This window comes from Dyella sp. C11, assembly GCF_003121485.1.
In the GTDB taxonomy this organism is placed as follows: Bacteria; Pseudomonadota; Gammaproteobacteria; order Xanthomonadales; family Rhodanobacteraceae; genus Dyella.
On record NZ_QAVX01000020.1, the window covers coordinates 76,353 to 92,857 of the forward strand.

At 64.1% G+C, this 16,505-nt stretch carries 14 protein-coding genes; 13 read left to right on the forward strand and 1 reads right to left on the reverse strand.

Going from position 1 to position 16,505, the window contains the following annotated elements:
* Positions 1 to 80: 80 nt before the first annotated feature.
* The 7 genes from bamA (at position 81) to DK366_RS17110 (ending at position 7,458) form a co-directional block, all read left to right on the forward strand.
* A complete protein-coding gene (bamA, locus tag DK366_RS17080) occupies positions 81 to 2,552 on the forward strand; it encodes an outer membrane protein assembly factor BamA (protein ID WP_109126777.1) in 2,472 nt (823 codons plus the stop codon).
* Positions 2,553 to 2,729: 177 nt separating this feature from the next.
* A complete protein-coding gene (gene lpxD, locus DK366_RS17085; protein WP_109126778.1) occupies positions 2,730 to 3,758 on the forward strand; it encodes a UDP-3-O-(3-hydroxymyristoyl)glucosamine N-acyltransferase in 1,029 nt (342 codons plus the stop codon).
* Entirely contained in the window at positions 3,751 to 4,224 is a 474-nt protein-coding gene (fabZ, locus tag DK366_RS17090; RefSeq protein WP_046972869.1) for a 3-hydroxyacyl-ACP dehydratase FabZ, read from the forward strand. Before lpxD ends, fabZ begins: the two co-directional genes overlap by 8 nt.
* Complete coding sequence (gene lpxA / locus DK366_RS17095) at positions 4,221 to 4,991, forward strand: acyl-ACP--UDP-N-acetylglucosamine O-acyltransferase (RefSeq protein ID WP_109126779.1); 771 nt, start codon at positions 4,221 to 4,223, stop codon at positions 4,989 to 4,991. The genes fabZ and lpxA overlap by 4 nt, the downstream gene beginning before the upstream one ends.
* Before the next feature lie 68 nt (positions 4,992 to 5,059).
* On the forward strand, positions 5,060 to 6,271 hold the full coding sequence (lpxB, locus tag DK366_RS17100) for a lipid-A-disaccharide synthase (protein ID WP_109126780.1): 1,212 nt from the start codon (positions 5,060 to 5,062) through the stop codon (positions 6,269 to 6,271).
* Positions 6,272 to 6,275: 4 nt separating this feature from the next.
* On the forward strand, positions 6,276 to 6,905 hold the full coding sequence (locus DK366_RS17105) for a ribonuclease HII (protein WP_109126791.1): 630 nt from the start codon (positions 6,276 to 6,278) through the stop codon (positions 6,903 to 6,905).
* Positions 6,906 to 7,248: 343 nt separating this feature from the next.
* Positions 7,249 to 7,458: a hypothetical protein gene (locus DK366_RS17110; RefSeq protein WP_109126781.1), complete on the forward strand. Its 210-nt coding sequence runs from the start codon at positions 7,249 to 7,251 to the stop codon at positions 7,456 to 7,458.
* A gap of 51 nt (positions 7,459 to 7,509) precedes the next feature.
* Here the strand turns inward: DK366_RS17110 and DK366_RS17115 are convergent, their stop codons facing one another.
* Complete coding sequence (locus tag DK366_RS17115; protein ID WP_109126782.1) at positions 7,510 to 8,949, reverse strand: amino acid permease; 1,440 nt, start codon at positions 8,947 to 8,949, stop codon at positions 7,510 to 7,512.
* 159 nt (positions 8,950 to 9,108) lie between these two features.
* Between DK366_RS17115 and DK366_RS17120 the strand changes: the two genes are divergently transcribed.
* From DK366_RS17120 to tilS, 6 genes are all read left to right on the forward strand, one after another.
* Positions 9,109 to 9,660: a TlpA disulfide reductase family protein gene (locus tag DK366_RS17120; protein WP_157956599.1), complete on the forward strand. Its 552-nt coding sequence runs from the start codon at positions 9,109 to 9,111 to the stop codon at positions 9,658 to 9,660.
* Between the two features lie 92 nt (positions 9,661 to 9,752).
* Complete coding sequence (dnaE, locus tag DK366_RS17125) at positions 9,753 to 13,325, forward strand: DNA polymerase III subunit alpha (RefSeq protein ID WP_109126784.1); 3,573 nt, start codon at positions 9,753 to 9,755, stop codon at positions 13,323 to 13,325.
* Between the two features lie 255 nt (positions 13,326 to 13,580).
* Entirely contained in the window at positions 13,581 to 14,537 is a 957-nt protein-coding gene (locus DK366_RS17130) for an acetyl-CoA carboxylase carboxyltransferase subunit alpha (protein WP_109126785.1), read from the forward strand.
* Between the two features lie 6 nt (positions 14,538 to 14,543).
* Complete coding sequence (locus DK366_RS17135; protein ID WP_109126786.1) at positions 14,544 to 14,924, forward strand: VOC family protein; 381 nt, start codon at positions 14,544 to 14,546, stop codon at positions 14,922 to 14,924.
* A 70-nt stretch (positions 14,925 to 14,994) separates the two neighbouring features.
* A complete protein-coding gene (locus tag DK366_RS17140) occupies positions 14,995 to 15,750 on the forward strand; it encodes an NYN domain-containing protein (protein ID WP_109126787.1) in 756 nt (251 codons plus the stop codon).
* The coding region (tilS, locus tag DK366_RS17145) for a tRNA lysidine(34) synthetase TilS (protein WP_232821094.1) at positions 15,743 to 16,505 on the forward strand (763 nt) is incomplete at its 3' end. The genes DK366_RS17140 and tilS, both read left to right, overlap by 8 nt.

Genomic DNA, 16,505 nt, shown 5'->3' on the forward strand with positions numbered 1-16,505 from the left:
GCTGGGCTTGTCCTGGCTTCACGTATTGATCGGGGCGTCCTGACGGTCGCCTCATCGGAACAAAAACAACGGAATCGACGATGAAGCGTATCGCCGCCCTGATCCTGCTTGCCTCACTCTCTGCCAATGCCCTCGCTTTCGAGCCGTTCGTCGTTTCCGATATCCGCATTGATGGTCTCAGCCGCATTTCCGCCGGTACGGTGCTCAACTACCTGCCGATCAACCGCGGCGACCGCCTGACCAACGAAGGCGCCCAGCGCGCCATCCGCGCCCTGTACCAGACCAAGTTCTTCAGCGACGTCGAGATCGACCGCGAAGGCGACATCATGGTCATCAAGGTGACCGAGCGCCCGTCCATCGCCAAGCTCAACCTGCGCGGCAACAAGGACATCAAGGAAGACGACCTGCGCAAGGGCCTGAAGGAAATCGGCCTGTCCGAAGGCGAAACCTTCGATCGCCTGTCGCTCGATCGCGTGCAGCAGGAACTGGTGCGCCAGTACTACAACCGCGGCAAGTACAACGTGTCGGTCGAACCGCACGTGACGCAGCTTGACCGCAACCGCGTCGCCATCGATATCGAAATCCGCGAAGGCAAGGTTGCCAAGATCAAGGAAATCAACATCGTCGGCAACAAGGCGTTTACCGACAAGGAAATCCGCACGGGTTTCGAGTCGAGCACGTCCAACTGGCTGTCGTGGTATTCCAAGGACGACCAGTACTCGCGTGAAAAGCTCTCCGGCGACCTGGAGAAGCTGCAGTCGTACTACATGGATCGCGGCTACGCCGATTTCGGCGTCGACTCCACGCAGGTGACCATCGCGCCGGACAAGCGCTCGATGTACATCGCCGCCAGCGTGAAGGAAGGCGACATCTACACCATTTCCGACGTGCACCTGCTCGGCGAGCTGATCCTCCCCGAGGACGCGCTGCACCAGCTGGTGTATGTGCACAAGGGCGACACCTTCAACCGCAAGGCGATCGAAGCGAGCACCAACGCCATCAAGAACATCCTGGCGAGCATCGGCTATGCGTTCGCCAAGGTGACGCCGGTGCCGAAGCTGGACAAGGACAAGCGCACCGTCGACCTGACGCTCTACATCGAGCCAGGCAAGCGCGTGTACGTGCGCCGCGTGATCTTCCAGGGCAACACCCGCACGGAAGACGACGTGATGCGTCGTGAAATGCGCCAGCTGGAAGGCAGCTGGTTCTCGCAGCCGGCGATCGACCGTTCGAAGATCCGCCTGCAGCGCCTGGGCTACTTCAAGACCGTCAACATCGACAAGGCGCTTGTGCCGGGCACCGAAGACCAGGTCGACCTGACCGTGAAGGTGGAAGAACAGTCCGCCGGCAGCCTGATGTTCGGCGTGGGCTACTCGCAGTACTCGGGCATCATCCTGTCGGCCTCCGTGTCGCAGAACAACTTCATGGGCACCGGCGACAGCTTCACCGTGGGCGCGTCGCGCAGCGACTACTCCACCTCGATCAACGCCAGCTATTTCAACCCGTACCTCACCGATAGCGGCGTGGGTATCGGTTACAACGCCGGCTACACCAAGAGCAACTACGGCGACACCAACAGCGACTTCGTGAACTACGAGAGCTCGCTGAAGTCGTTCTCCAGCTTCCTGAGCTTCCCGATTTCCGAAACGGACAACGTCCGTGCGGGCCTGGGCATCAGCAGCAACAAGATCAACCTGAGCTACCAGTACCTGACCACGGACACGAACGGCAATCTCGTGACCGAGACGGCCAACTATTCGCCGCAGGTGCTGATCGACTACCAGAACGCGCTGGGTCACCAGACCATCCACACGTGGGATGCCACGCTGGGCTGGAACCACGATACGCGCAACGGTTACTGGGCACCGACCCGCGGTGGCTTGATCTCGCTGTCCACCGATATCGCCCTGCCCGGTTCCACCGTGCAGTACTACAAGATCATGGGCGAAGCGAACCACTACTGGCCGATCGGCAAGGGCTTCGTGCTGTACGTGGACGGCCAGGTCGGCTACGGCAAGACCTACGGCCAGACCTTCGACAACAGCAGCGAAGATGGCCTCTACACGGCCGGCGAGAAGATCACCTTCCCGTTCTGGGAAAACTTCTACTCCGGCGGTGTGCGCGACGTGCGCGGCTTCCAGGACAACACCCTGGGTCCCCGTGTCTGCGTGGGCACCACGACCAACGCTGCCGGCAAGACGGTGCCGATCACCCCGGACCCCAACGGCTACTGCAACGGCAGCGTGTACAGCTACGCACAGCCGCTGGGTGGCGCATTCAAGGTGCTGGGCACGGCCGAGCTGTACCTGCCGCTGCCGTTCCTCAAGGACATCAACACGGCACGCGTGTCGTGGTTCGTGGACGTCGGCAACGCCTACCAGGACTACCAGAGCTTCACCGCGAAGACGCTGCGCGTGTCCACCGGTATCTCGCTGCACTGGCAGGCGCCGATCGGTCCGCTGATCATCAACTTCGCCGTGCCGCTGCGCACCCAGGCGGACGACGGTCACTACGAAGAGCGCATCCAGTTCACCTTCGGCAGCCAGTTCTAAGGCGCCGAACGTTTCAAGGGCGATACAGAAGGCGCGGCTCAGGCCGCGCTTTCTTTTTGTGGTGGCCGCCGCTCCCGCTCCTTGCAGCCATCGCTGGCGCAACGTGAATATCGTCCCGGCGATTTTTTGATGCCCCAGCCGGGCCGCCCTACAATGTCCCGATTGCAGGGAGCTGACATGAGCGTTTTCCAAATCACCGTATCCGAGCTGGCCGGGCGTTTCGGCCTTGTCTGTCACGGCGACGGTTCCCGCGTCATCGATGGCGTGGGCACCCTTGCCGGCGCCAGCCCGAGCCAGCTGAGCTTCCTTTCCAACAGCAAGTACGCCTCGCAACTCACCGGCACGCGCGCCGGCGTGGTGGTGATGCGCGAAGAGAACGTGGCCGACAGCCCGGTCCCGGCGCTGGTGGCGCGCGATCCCTACGTGACCTACGCCAAGATCGCGGCCCTGTTCGAGCGCCTGCCCGCAGCACCACAGGGCATCCATCCCACGGCAGTCGTCGCGCCGAGCGCACGCGTGGCGCCCACGGCAAGCATTGGCCCGGGCTGCGTGATCGAGGACGGCGCGGTCGTTGAAGACGGCGCCATCCTCGGCCCGCACTGCATCATCGGCCCCGAGTGCACCGTGGGGGCGCAGTGCCGCCTGGTGGCGCGCGTCACCCTGGTCATCCGCGTCACGCTGGGCAAGCGGGTGCTGGTGCATCCGGGCGCGGTGATTGGCTCGGATGGCTTTGGCCTGGCCTTTGATCGCGACCACTGGATCAAGCTTCCGCAGCTTGGCGGCGTCCGCATCGGCGACGATTGCGAGATCGGCGCCAACACCACCATCGACCGCGGCGCACTGGACGACACCGTGCTCGAGGAAGACGTGCGCCTGGACAACCAGATCCAGATCGCCCACAACGTTTACATCGGCGCGCACACGGCCCTGGCCGGCTGTGCGGCCGTGGCCGGCAGCGCCAAGATCGGCCGCTACTGCATGATCGGCGGCAACGCCGGCGTGCTGGGCCATCTGGAAGTGGCCGACCGGGTTACCATTACCGCCAAGAGCCTGGTCACGCACTCCATACGCGAGGCCGGTGAATACTCCTCGGGCGTACCGTTGCAGGAAAACCGCCAATGGCGGAAAAACGCAGCCCGATTCAAGCATCTCGACGAATACGTGCGCCGTCTCTCGGCGCTGGAGAAGGACAGCAACAATGAGTGACCTGACCGTGCCCTTCCACCTTCCCGTGAACGTGGAACAGATCCAGCAGCTGCTGCCGCATCGCTACCCGTTCCTGCTGGTGGACCGCGTGATCGAGCTGGTGCCGGACAAGAGTGCCGTTGCCATCAAGAACGTGACGATCAACGAGCCGTTCTTCCAGGGCCATTTCCCGGGGCACCCGGTGATGCCGGGCGTGCTGATCGTGGAAGCCATGGCACAGGCTGCCGGTCTGCTCACCCAGATCTCCAGCCGCCTCAAGGGCACCACCGGCAGCCCGTTGTTCTACCTCGCCAAGGTGGACAACGCGCGCTTCAACGCACCCGTGGTGCCGGGCGACCAGCTGCGCCTTGAAGTGGAACTGAAGCGCCTGCTGCGCAGCATGGGCCTGTTCGAAGCGCGCACCATCGTCAACGGCAAGGAAGTGGCCAGCTGCGAACTGATGTGCGCGGCGAGGTCCGACAAATGATCCATCCCACCGCGCAGATCGATCCTTCTGCCGTCATTGCCCATGACGTCAGCATCGGCGCGTTCACCGTCATCGGCGCCGATGTGCATATTGGCGAAGGGACGGTGGTTGGTCCGCACGCGGTGATCGAGGGTCCCACTCGCATTGGCCGTGACAACCGCATCAGCCAGTTTGCTTCGCTGGGCGGCGCGCCGCAGGACAAGAAGTTCTCCGGCGAGCGCACCGAGCTGATCATCGGCGACCGCAACCAGATCCGCGAATTCGTCACCATCAACCGCGGTACCGGGGAAGGCGGCGCCACGCGCATTGGCAATGACAACTGGATTCTTGCGTACGTGCACATCGCGCACGATTGCCAGATCGCCAACAACACGGTGTTCTCCAACTACTCCGCCCTCGCCGGCCACGTGGAAGTGGGCGACTGGGTGGTGATGGCGGGTTTCTCCGGCGCACACCAGTTCTGCAAGATCGGCGCGCACGCGTTCATCGGCATGGGCTGCCTGCTGGGTTCGGATGTCCCGCCATTCGTGATGATGGCCAACGAGCAGCGCGGCCGTCCGCGCGGCATCAACAGCGAAGGCCTGAAGCGCCGCGGTTTCGATACCACGCGCATCTCGGCCATCAAGCGCGCCTATCGCACGCTTTACATGGCTGGCCTGACGCTTTCCGATGCACGCGAGCAGCTCAGCACGCAAGCCAACGACAGCGATGACGTTCGCGCCATGCTGGAATTTCTCGACCGCAGTGAGCGTTCGCTGGCGCGTTGATATGAGCGGAGCTCATATCAACCCATCAGGCATGCGCTCTGGCTCTCCCAGCCGGTTGATGTCACGCCATGTCTGATATCGAAGTCATCAGACGAGCTCCCACCATCGCTGTCATCGCCGGTGAAGACTCCGGCGACCAGCTCGGCGCGGACCTCATCACGGCACTGCGTCGCCGTTATCCCGAAGCCCGCTTCGTCGGCATCGGCGGCGCGCGCATGAAGGCAATGGGCTTCGACTCCTGGTACGACATCAAGGAGCTCTCGCTGTTCGGCTTTGCCGAAGTGGTGTCGCACCTGCCGCGCCTGCTCAAGCTGCGCAAGGAACTGCTTGCGCGCCTGATCGCCGCGCGTCCCGACGTGGTGGTCGGCATCGACGCACCGGATTTCAACCTCGGCGTGGAAAAGCGCCTGCGCGAAGCCGGCATTCGCACCGTGCATTACGTGAGCCCGTCCGTGTGGGCGTGGCGCGAAAAGCGTGCGGAGAAAATCGGCCGCAGCGCAAATCGCGTGTTGTGCCTGTTCCCGATGGAACCGGCCATCTATGCGCGGCACGGCATCGACGCGCGTTTCGTCGGTCATCCGCTGGCGGATCGCTTTGCCCTGGTATCCGATCGTGTCGGCGCGCGTGATTTCCTTGGCCTGCCGCAGAACGTTCCCGTGCTTGCCGTGCTGCCCGGCAGTCGCGGCTCCGAGATCAAGCAGCTGGGAACGGCTTTCATCGCGGCTGCGCGCAAGGTGGCGGCACAGCTGCCCGGCCTGCGCATCGTCATACCTGCCGCCAACGAACGCGTGCACGCCACGCTGAAACAGCTGATTGGCGACGCCACCGACGAAAGCGCACCGCAGCTCGTCGATGGCCATGCGCACGAAGCGATGCTGGCGGCCGATGTCGTGTTGCTCGCCTCGGGCACGGCCACGCTGGAAGCCATGCTGGCGAAGCGGCCGATGGTGGTGGGTTATCGCGTTTCGCCGGTGAGCTATCGCATTGCACGTGCGATGAACATGCTGAAGACGGACGTCTATTCGCTGCCCAATATCCTGGCGCGTGCGAGCGGCATGGGCGACGACGTGGTACTCGTGCCGGAACTCATGCAGGACGACTTCACCGTCGACAAACTCGCCGACGCCACACTGTCGCTGTTTCACGACAGCGAGCGACGCGGTGCCATCGTGGGCGCGTTCGAGCAATTGCACCTGGCCTTGCGCGGCGACCTTGAAGGACATGCAGGCGATCTTGCCGCCGATGCCGTGGCCGAGCTGATCGAGGCGCCCCGTGGCTGAGGTGATGACCAAGCAGCGTGACAACACCACGAATGCGGAAACGGTTGTTGCACGCCTGATTGCCGGCGTTGACGAAGCCGGTCGCGGGCCGCTCGCCGGTCCCGTGACCGTGGCTGCGGTGATCCTGGACCCATCGAAACCGCGCATTCGTGGCCTCGACGATTCCAAGAAGCTCACTGAAAGCAAGCGCGAGGCGCTCTACGAAAAGATCATCGATCGCGCGCTGGCGTACAGCATCGTGATGGTGATGTCCGATGAAATCGACCGCATCAATATTTTCCAGGCCACCATGACGGGCATGTGTCGCGCGCTTTCTGGCCTTACGCCGGCGGCACACGAGGCATGGATCGATGGCAACGCACTGCCCCGCGAACTGCCCTGCGCCGGGCGCGCCATCGTGGGTGGCGACGGCCTGGAACCGTCGATCAGTGCGGCATCCATTCTGGCGAAGGTCACCCGCGACCGCTGGATGGTCGAACTTGATCGCGAACATCCCGGCTACGGTTTTGCCGTGCACAAGGGTTACGGCACGCCGCAACATCTCGCGGCCCTGAAACAGCTCGGTCCCTGCCCGCATCACCGCCGCAGTTTCGCGCCGGTGAAGATCCTGGTGGACCAGGGCGTACTGTTCTAGACGGACATCCCACTCACGCGTGTCGAGCCTCATGTGATGCATCACTGAGGCCAAGAATCGTGCGCCGATACATGCCCAATGGCCCGCGTCACTGCCCTGCAATGGCGATAGCCTAAGCTCGTGTCACGGATCAGCGATGGCTACCTTTTCCCCGAGGCAACCTTTTCCGCCGCTGCTGCATCCGAATGTTGAAGGAAGCGAAGCCACCGGGCCGACCTCACCCCACGCACCACGGCGCGACGCGCTTTAAACAGGCAGGGATGCAGGCCCCATGCGGGACTCCCCACACTGCATGGGAACGAAGACTCCAACCAAGCGCGCATTCGAACGCAGGAGTCACAGCATGAGTACGATCCGCCGCCCAAGCGATGCCGTTTCATCCGGCCTCGCCCCCCGACTCACGGCGATCTCGCAGCTCGAACTCGACGAGATCGCTGCCACCAACGAACCCGAATATCGTCACGTCGATTACAACCGGCACCCGCTCAACGTCCACGGACTGGATCACTACATCGAACGTTTCGAGACCAACGAGCGTTTTCGCGTCTGGTAGGCCTTGTCATGCGGCGACGATGGAGAGCCATCGTCGCCTTGTCGCAGGAAGTCAGCCGCGCGAACGCAGGCGACTGTGTCGGTAGCCGTAGCCGATGTAGATGAGCATGCCGATGGCGGTCCAGCCGGCCAGCAACATCCAGTTGCCGGCGTTCATCTGCGCCAGCAGGAACAAGCACACGACAACGCCCAGCGAACAGACCACCGGCGCTGCGGGCACACGGAAACCGCGCGGCAGGTCCGGGCGCGTGCGTCGCAGCACCAGCACGCCGACGCACACCGTGGCGAACGCAAGCAGTGTGCCCATCGACAGCAGGTCGCCCAGCAGGCTCAGCGGGAACACTGCCGCCAGCAAGCCGCCCACGATACCCACCAGCACCGTCGTGCGATGCGGCGTGCGGAAGCGGTCATGCACGGCGCCAAACGTGCGCGGCAACAGACCATCGCCTGCCATGGTGTAGAGGATGCGCGCCAGGCCCATGTGCATCACCAGGATCACCGAGGTAAGCCCTGCCACGGCACCGATCTGCGTCAGCACCTTGAGCCACGCCAGCGCCGGATGTGCAGCCAGCGCCGTCGCCACCGGCTCGGCGGTGGCCAGCTCCGCATACGGCACCAGGCCGGTGAGTACCGCCGCCACGACGATGTAGAGCACGGTGCAGATGGCGAGCGAGATGAGGATGCCCGCCGGCACGTTCTGCTGAGGGTTGCGTGTTTCCTGCGCCGCGGTGGCCACGGCATCGAAACCGATGTACGCGTAGAACACGCTGGTCGCCGCACGGAACACGCCTGACCAGCCGAAATGCTCGCCGCCCTGATTCGCCGGCACGTAGGGATGCCACAGCGAGGTATCGATGTACTGCAGGCCAAACACCACGAACAGGATCACCACCAGCACCTTGAGTACCACCACCACGCTGGCGAACAGCGTGGATTGCCGCGTGCCGGCGTAGAGCAATGCCGTGATCGCGGCGACGACCAGCAAGGCCGGCAGGTTCATCAGTGCACCGGTGACCACGAAATGGCCGTCCTTGAAGGCCAGCGGAGCGTTCGCCAGCATGGCCGGCACCTCGATGCCCATGCTGTGCAGCAGTCCCACGCCGTAGCCGGACCAGCCCACCGCCACCGCTGACACCGCCAGCAGGTATTCGGCCACCACGTTCCAACCGATGAACCAGGCCAGCAGTTCGCCAAAGGTGGCGTAGGCATACACATAAGCGCTGCCCGACACCGGCAGCATGGCCGCGAACTCCGCGTAGCTCAGCGCCGCCAGCGCGGCGGCCAGACCGGCCAGCACGAACGAGATCGTGAGCGCCGGGCCCGCATGCTCGGCGGCCGCCTGGCCGGTGATCACGAAAATGCCGGCGCCGATCACCGCGCCCACGCCCAGCACGATCAAGTCCTTGAGACCCAGCGTACGACGCAGGTTGTCGCTGGCCGCGAGCGAGGCCTCAATGGGTTTGACGGTGAAGAGCGAGCGGATCAGCGACATCGACGTTTTCCGGGTGGCCAGCAGCCACCATTCATGGGGAGAAAGCCCCGGACCATGCCAGCCCCGCCGGCTCCCTGCAACCGCCATGGGTCAGCCCCCGACCAGCCAGGCGCATCGTCGGACTGCTCCGCTATGCTGCGCCGATCAGGGAGGAAAACGATGAAACGATCCATTCGAAGCGTATTGGCCGTGGCGGCCCTTGGCCTGGCCACGCTCTGCCAGGCCCGCCCCGGACCGGGCGACATCCCGCCCGATTTCCTGGGCCACGACAAGGACGGCCACGACGTGCTGGTCTCCAGCATGCGCGGCAAGGTGGTCATCGTGTCGTTCTGGGCATCCTGGTGCGGCTATTGCCGCAAGGAACTGCCGGTGCTCGCCGCACTGCAGAAGCTCAAAGGGGCGGACAAACTGGAAGTCGTCGGCGTCAATCATGACGACGACTACGACAAGTACAAGGATCTTCGCCGTCGCTGGAAGGATCTCGCCGTCATCCTGACCTACGACGCGCCCGACGGGCACATCGCCAAGCCCTACAAGATCGATGGCCTGCCCTTCATGGTCATGATCGGTCGCGACGGCCGCATCGCCCAGGTCTACACCGGCTACGGCGAAGACATGCTGGACACCATCCTGTCGCAGGTGGACGACCTGCTCGCGCAGCCCGCGCCAGATGCCGCGCCCGCCACCGCGGCAACACCGGCATCCTCCTGATCCCACGCGGAAAAGCCGGACCGGGAGCAATGTCAATTCTTGCCCGGTCCGGGCCGCGACGTTAGGCTGGACATCCATCTTGCGCGTGCGCCATGTCCGTCCGCTTCGCTCACCTCCACCTGCACAGCGAATACTCGCTGGTCGACTCGACCATCCGTATCAAGGGACTGGTCGACGCCTGCGTGCGCCAGGGTATTCCGGCCGTCGCGCTCACCGACGACAGCAACATGTTCGCGCTGGTGAAGTTCTACAAGGCGTGCAGCGCGGCTGGCATCAAGCCGATCGGCGGCGTGGACCTGTGGATCAGCGCACCGGATGATCCGCGCCCGTGGCGCCTCACCTTCCTGTGCCAGAACCACGAGGGTTATCTCAACCTGTCGCGCCTGGTGTCGCGTGCGTGGCGCGACGGCCAGCACAGCGGCCGCGCGATGGTGGATGCCGCGTGGCTCACGCCGGAAGTCACCAACGGCTTGATCGCCGTCCTCGGTCGCGAAAGCGAAGCCGGGCGAATCGCCGTGAACCAGGGCGTGGATATCGCGGCCATGCGCCTGCGTCCATTTGCGACGCAGATGGCCGATCGACTGTACCTGGAACTGACCCGCACCGGTCGCGAAGGCGAGGAAAACTGGAACGCCGCTGCGCTCGCACTCGCCGCGCAGCTTGAGCTTCCGGTGATCGCCAGCAACGACGTGCGCTTCCTCAAGCAGGAAGGTTTCGAATCGCACGAAGCGCGCGTGTGCATCAACCAGGGCCGCGTGCTCGGCGATCCCAAGCGTCCGCGCGACTACAGCGACCAGCAGTACCTGAAATCGCCCGAGGAAATGGAGGCGCTTTTTGCCGACATCCCCGAAGCGCTGGAAAACACCATCGAGCTCGCCAAGCGCTGCACGCTGGAGCTGAATTTCGGCACGTACTACCTGCCCGACTTCCCGGTGCCCGAAGGCCACGACCTGGCCAGCTACATCCGCGAAATTTCGCGCGAAGGCTTGAAGGAACGCCTGGCTTTTGCCGGCGTCGCTCCTGGCCGCACGCGCGAGGAATACGAAGCGCGCCTGGAACGCGAGCTGGACGTCATCATCAAGATGGGCTTCCCCGGCTACTTCCTGATCGTGGCGGACTTCATCAACTGGGGTAAGCAGAACGGCATTCCGGTGGGCCCGGGTCGTGGTTCGGGTGCGGGTTCGCTCGGGGCGTGGGTGCTGAAGATTACCGATCTGGACCCGATCCAGTTCGACCTGCTGTTCGAGCGATTCCTGAATCCCGAACGCGTGTCGATGCCTGACTTCGACATCGACTTCTGCATGGATCGCCGCGACGAGGTGATCGACTACGTCGCGCGCAAATACGGCCGCGACCACGTCAGCCAGATCATCACCTACGGCTCGATGGCGGCGAAGGCCGTGCTGCGCGACTCCGGCCGCGTGCTTGGCATGGGTTACAACGCGGTGGACCGCATCGCCAAACTCATTCCCGCGCGCCCGCTCGACCTCACGCTGCAATGCGCGCTGGGTCGTTCGGAGAAGGCGAAGAAAGAGCCCGACCGCATCGTCAAGGATTTCTGCGACCTCTACGAGCAGGACGAAGAAGCACGCACGCTGATCGATCTGGCGCTCAGCCTTGAAAGCCTGACGCGCGGCGTCGGCAAGCACGCCGGTGGCGTGGTGATCGGTCCCAAGCCGCTCACGGAATTCGCCCCGCTGTATTGCGAACCGGGCGGCGCGGGCGTCGTCACGCAATACGACAAGGACGACGTGGAAGCCGTCGGCCTGGTGAAGTTCGACTTCCTTGGCCTGCGCACGCTCACCATCATCGATTGGGCGGTGAAGGCCATCAACGCGCGTCGCGCAGCGACGGGCGAGAAGGAACTCGACATCGCGGCCATCGCCACCGATGACCCGGCCGCGTACGACCTGCTGAAGAAAGCGCAGACCGTCGCCGTGTTCCAGCTCGAATCCTCGGGCATGCAACGCATGCTCAAGGACGCGAAGCCCGACCGCTTCGAGGACATCATTGCGCTGGTGGCGCTGTATCGCCCCGGCCCGATGGACCTGATTCCCAGCTTCGTGGCGCGCAAGCACGGCCGCGAGGAAGTGATCTATCCCGACCCGCGCGTCGAGCCGATCCTGAAAGAGACCTACGGCATCATGGTCTATCAGGAGCAGGTGATGCAGATGGCGCAGATCGTGGGCGGTTACTCGCTCGGCGGCGCCGACCTGCTGCGTCGTGCGATGGGCAAGAAGAAACTCGAGGAAATGGCGAAGGAGCGCGCCAAGTTCCGCGAGGGCGCCGCCAAGGACGGTCTCACCGGCGAGAAGGCCGACGAGATCTTCGACTTGATGGAGAAGTTCGCGGGCTACGGCTTCAACAAGTCGCACGCCGCCGCCTACGCGCTGGTTTCGTATCACACCGCATGGTTGAAGGCGCACTACCCCGCCGAGTTCATGGCCGCGACGATTTCGTCGGACATGGACAACACCGACAAAGCGGTGACCTTCATCGACGAGTCCAAGGCGATTGGACTCACCGTGTTGCCGCCGGACGTCAATGCGTCCGAGTTCATGTTTGTCGCCGTCGAACCCAGGGTGATCCGCTACGGCCTCGGCGCCATCAAGGGCGTCGGTCAAGGTGCGTGCGAAGCGATTGCCGATGAGCGCCGTCGCAGCGGTGCGTACAAGGATCTCGCGGATTTCTGCCGTCGCGTGGATTCGACCAAGCTCAACCGTCGCGTGCTCGAAGCGCTGATTCTTTCCGGCGCGCTCGATGCGCTGGCACCCAATCGCGCCAGCCTGATGACGCAGCTGCCGAACGCCATGAAGGCGGCGGACCAGCACCTGAAGAACAAGCAATCCGGCCAGAACGACATGTTCGGCGCGAGCATGTCCATTGGAAGCGGGGGAAATACCGCGCCGACCGTGGAAGTGGACCTGCCGGTGGTGGCCGACTGGCCGCTCGAACAGAAACTGCAAGGCGAGCGCGACACGCTCGGCCATTACCTTTCCGGCCATCCCACCGATCCGTGGAAGGACGAGCTGGCGCAGCTTTCCACCTGCCCGCTGGGCGAGATCGGCGACCGCTACCAGCCACCCAAGCCGCGCAAGAACGACGACGGTGACAGCAACCGCTTCCGCCGCGGTCCGGATACACCGTGGACGGTGGCCGGCATGGTCACCGGCGTGCGCAAGCGCGGTGACAGCGACGCCTTTGTGCGCCTGGAAGACGGCACCGGCATCATCGAGGTGAGTTTCTTCGGCGAGCTGTACCAGCAGATCGCCCCGATGCTGACGCGCGATCAGATGCTGGTGGTCGAAGGCGGCCTGCGCATCGACGACTTCTCCGGCGGCGGCTTCGCCCTGCGCGCGCGCAGCGCCTACACCCTTGGCGACGCCTGCCGTCGCTTCGCGCGCCTGCTGCGTTTAAAACTGAATGGCGTGAATGCTGGCCTGGTCGACGACCTGCGCCGCACGCTGTCCGGCTACCGCGGAGGCCGCGCCAGCGTCATCCTCCACGGCTATCACAACGCCCTTGCACAGGCCGACCTGGAGCTGGGCGAGGAGTGGCGCGTGGATGCCATTCCCGAGCTGTTGCGGGCCATTCGCGCCGTCTCCGGCGTGGAGGCTGCCAAGCTTCGCATCGTGAAGACGGACGACCGCCCGCGCGGCGATTGAGTCGCCGCCGGTCTCAATCACTCTTGCTCGTCATTCCGGCGCAGGCCGGAATCCAGGGCGTTAGCGCTTGGTCTTCGCGGTGCCCCTCAGCAGCTCTCTCGCGAAGACTGGTCGTCAGGCAACTGGATTCCGGCCTGCGCCGGAATGACGAGCAGGAAGCGCGTCTTCACTCTTTCCTCACCCCCATACGCCCCCGTTTCCGCGATTTTTCCCAGATCGGTATACTGGCGCGCTTCCGGTTATGAACTGCACCGAATGAATCCCAACTTCCTCGATTTCGAACAACCCATCGCCGAACTGGACGCGAAGATTGAAGAGCTTCGCCACGCCAGTCACGGGCAGGCGTTCAACATCGACGAAGAAGTCGGCCGCCTGCGCGAGAAGCTGAAGCTCAAGACCAACGAGATCTTCCGCAACCTCACGCCGTGGCAGGTGACGCAGCTGTCGCGTCATCCGGGTCGTCCTTACACGCTCGATTACATCAGCGTGATGTGCGACGAATTCCACGAGCTGGCCGGCGACCGCGCCTATGCGGACGATGCCGCCATCGTGGGTGGCCTGGGTCGCATCAACGGCCGTTCGGTGATGATCATCGGCCACCAGAAGGCACGCGATACCAAGGGCAAGGTGCGCCGCAATTTCGGCATGCCGCGTCCCGAGGGTTACCGCAAGGCGCTGCGCCTGATGAAGATGGCCGAGCGTTTCGGCCTGCCGCTGATCACGCTGATCGACACTCCTGGCGCCTACCCCGGCGTCGGCGCCGAAGAGCGCGGCCAGTCCGAAGCCATTGCCCGCAACCTGCTGGAAATGGCGGACCTGAAAACGCCCATCGTCTGCACCGTGATCGGTGAAGGTGGTTCCGGCGGCGCACTCGCCATCGGCGTGGGTGACCGCACGGTGATGCTCCAGTACTCCACTTACTCGGTGATTTCGCCGGAAGGCTGCGCGTCCATCCTGTGGAAGAGCGCCGAGAAAGCCAAGGACGCCGCCGAAGCGCTGGGCCTCACCGCCCCGCGCCTGCTGGAGCTGGGCCTGATCGACAAGGTCGTGCGCGAACCGCTGGGCGGCGCCCATCGCAACCCGCATTCCATGGCAGTGCGCCTGAAGGCCGTACTGCTCAACCAGCTCGACGAGCTGGAAGCGCTGCCGATGCAGGATCTGCTGGACCTGCGCTACAAGCGCCTGCGCGGCTACGGCGCCTACACCGAGTAAGCCTGCATGAGCGTGCGCAGGCTCGACCACGTCAACCTGCGCGCGCCGGCCAACCTCATCGAGCAGGTGCGGCGCTTTTACGTCGATGTGCTGGGTTTCGAGGAAGGTCCGCGTCCACCGGTTCGTTCACGTGGCCATTGGCTTTATGCCGGCGGCGCACCGCTGCTTCATCTTTCCATCATCGAAGACGAACACCGCGCGCCCGCACCCACCGGCTGGATCGCCCATGTCGCGCTCGCCTGCGATGACCTGACCGCCATGCGCCAACGCCTCGACCACGCCGGCGTGGCCTACCGCATCGGCGGTTCACCGGAACAGGTGCAGTTGTTTCTGCTCGATCCCGCGGGCATCACCGTGGAACTCAACTTTGCTGCCGGCGCGGCCTGAGCGCATCACGTCACCGCCCGCTCACACGCTCGCGCTACCATCCGCGGCAACGCCGCCCGGAAACGCGTCCATGGCCAACGAACACGCCACCAAGCTTGCCGTTCTCATCGACGCCGACAACGCGCAACCGACCATTGCGGAACCGCTGCTCGCCGAAGTAGCCAAGTACGGCACGGCGCACGTCAAGCGCGCCTATGGCGATTGGACGTCCAATCACCTCAAGGGATGGAAGGAACAGCTGCTCACGCAGTCCATCCAGCCGATCCAGCAATTCGGCTACACCAGCGGCAAGAACGCGACCGATTCGGCCATGATCATCGACGCCATGGACCTGCTGTATTCGGGGCGTTTCGATGGTTTTTGCATCGTCTCCAGCGACAGCGATTTCACGCGACTGGCGGCGCGCATCCGTGAATCGGGATTGATCGTCTACGGCTTTGGCGAGCGCAAGACACCCGACCCGTTCGTCGCGGCGTGCGACAAGTTCGTCTACACCGACATCCTGATTGCCAAGCCCGACGAGGAGCAGCCGCTCAAGCCGCGTACCGCTGCCCAGCTCAAGCAGGATTCCAGCCTGGTGAACCTGCTTCGCAATGCGGTGGAAGCGTCGTCGGACGACGATGGATGGGCAACGCTGAGCGGCGTGGGCTCCATTGTCACCAAGCAGCGCCCGAACTTCGATGCACGCAGTTATGGCTACAACAAGCTCAGCGAACTCATCACTGCGACCACACTGTTCGAGATCGACCGGCGCAGTCCCGGTGATGGACGTCCCAAGGTGATCTACGTGCGCAACAAGGGCAAGAAAGCCACCACCCGTGAGTAAGCTGATCGATACCCTGCAACGCGCCCTGCACGAGCAGTCGCAAGGCGAACTGTGCGTGGCCTACAGCGGTGGCCCCGACTCCACCGCGTTGCTGCACGCGCTGTCGCAACTGCCCGCGGCCCGAGCTCGCGGATTGCGCGCGTTGCATGTGGATCACGGGCTTCACGCCGACAGCCACGCCTGGGCCAGTCACTGTCGACAGCTCGCACACGAATGGGGCGTGATGTGCCTGGTGATGCGCGTGGACGTGGATCATGCGCGCGGCTATGGACTGGAAGCGGCGGCGCGTGAGGCGCGTTATCGCGTGTTTGCCGCCGCGCTGAAGCACGACGAGCACTTGTTGCTGGCACATCATCGAAACGACCAGGTCGAAACCGTGCTGCTGAAATTGCTGCGCGGTGCCGGCCCGGAAGGCCTGGGTGGCATGCGCGCCATGCGTCGACTTGGCCAGGGCATGCTGTGGCGCCCCTTGCTCGAGACGCCACGCGATGTATTGCGCGACTACGTGGCGCAGCACGAACTGCCGTGCATCGATGATCCGTCGAACAACGATGCGCGCCTTTCGCGCAACTTCCTCCGTCACGAGATCCTGCCGCGCCTGAGCCAGCACTGGCCGCAGGCGGAGGATTCAATCGTGCACAGTGCGCGGCTCCATCGTTCGGCTGCCGACGCACTGGAACGGCAATGGCGCATCGAACAAGCGCGCCTGCTCGATCCGCACAGCGGCAGTCTCGATGCCCATGGCTGGCTGGCCC

Excerpts from the sequence above, each read along its gene's own strand:
- bamA (WP_109126777.1), top strand. The coding sequence starts at position 81 with ATGAAGCGTATCGCCGCCCTGATCCTGCTTGCCTCACTCTCTGCCAAT.
- lpxD (WP_109126778.1), top strand. The coding sequence starts at position 2,730 with ATGAGCGTTTTCCAAATCACCGTATCCGAGCTGGCCGGGCGTTTCGGC.
- fabZ (WP_046972869.1), top strand. The coding sequence starts at position 3,751 with ATGAGTGACCTGACCGTGCCCTTCCACCTTCCCGTGAACGTGGAACAG.
- lpxA (WP_109126779.1), top strand. The coding sequence starts at position 4,221 with ATGATCCATCCCACCGCGCAGATCGATCCTTCTGCCGTCATTGCCCAT.
- lpxB (WP_109126780.1), top strand. The coding sequence starts at position 5,060 with ATGTCTGATATCGAAGTCATCAGACGAGCTCCCACCATCGCTGTCATC.
- DK366_RS17105 (WP_109126791.1), top strand. The coding sequence starts at position 6,276 with ATGACCAAGCAGCGTGACAACACCACGAATGCGGAAACGGTTGTTGCA.
- DK366_RS17110 (WP_109126781.1), top strand. The coding sequence starts at position 7,249 with ATGAGTACGATCCGCCGCCCAAGCGATGCCGTTTCATCCGGCCTCGCC.
- DK366_RS17115 (WP_109126782.1), bottom strand. The coding sequence starts at position 8,949 with ATGTCGCTGATCCGCTCGCTCTTCACCGTCAAACCCATTGAGGCCTCG.
- DK366_RS17120 (WP_157956599.1), top strand. The coding sequence starts at position 9,109 with ATGAAACGATCCATTCGAAGCGTATTGGCCGTGGCGGCCCTTGGCCTG.
- dnaE (WP_109126784.1), top strand. The coding sequence starts at position 9,753 with ATGTCCGTCCGCTTCGCTCACCTCCACCTGCACAGCGAATACTCGCTG.
- DK366_RS17130 (WP_109126785.1), top strand. The coding sequence starts at position 13,581 with ATGAATCCCAACTTCCTCGATTTCGAACAACCCATCGCCGAACTGGAC.
- DK366_RS17135 (WP_109126786.1), top strand. The coding sequence starts at position 14,544 with ATGAGCGTGCGCAGGCTCGACCACGTCAACCTGCGCGCGCCGGCCAAC.
- DK366_RS17140 (WP_109126787.1), top strand. The coding sequence starts at position 14,995 with ATGGCCAACGAACACGCCACCAAGCTTGCCGTTCTCATCGACGCCGAC.